The organism is Achromobacter sp. GbtcB20 (assembly GCF_019091095.1).
GTDB classification, from domain to species: Bacteria; Pseudomonadota; Gammaproteobacteria; order Burkholderiales; family Burkholderiaceae_B; genus Achromobacter; species Achromobacter mucicolens.
This window is the reverse complement of the sequence record NZ_JAGXJZ010000407.1, coordinates 1-310: the sequence shown is the minus strand read 5'-3', so window position 1 is coordinate 310 and position 310 is coordinate 1. Positions and strand designations below refer to the sequence as shown.

General features: G+C 68.7%; 1 protein-coding gene. It reads left to right on the top strand.

Annotated elements, in window-relative coordinates; all coding sequences use genetic code 11:
• A partial coding sequence (locus tag KVT32_RS29530; RefSeq protein WP_217619364.1) for an FAD binding domain-containing protein occupies positions 1-310 on the top strand: 310 nt, incomplete at both ends.

Here is a 310-nt window from a genome sequence, read left to right as displayed (position 1 = left end):
GCTTCCACGCGCCGCGCACGCTCGACGAGCTGGTTGCCCTGCGCGCAAGCCATCCGCAGGCCCTGATCCTGGCCGGCTCGACCGACGTCGGCCTGTGGGTGACCAAGCAGATGCGCGAACTGAGCGACATCATCTACCTCGGCCACGTCGCCGAACTGAAGACGGTGGCGCAAGGCGACGGCATGCTCGAGATCGGCGCCGGCGCCACCCTGCAGGACGCCTATGCCGCGCTGTGCGCGTACTACCCGGACGAACTGAAGGAACTGTGGCAGCGCTTCGCCTCGCTGCCGATCCGGAACGCCGGCACCCT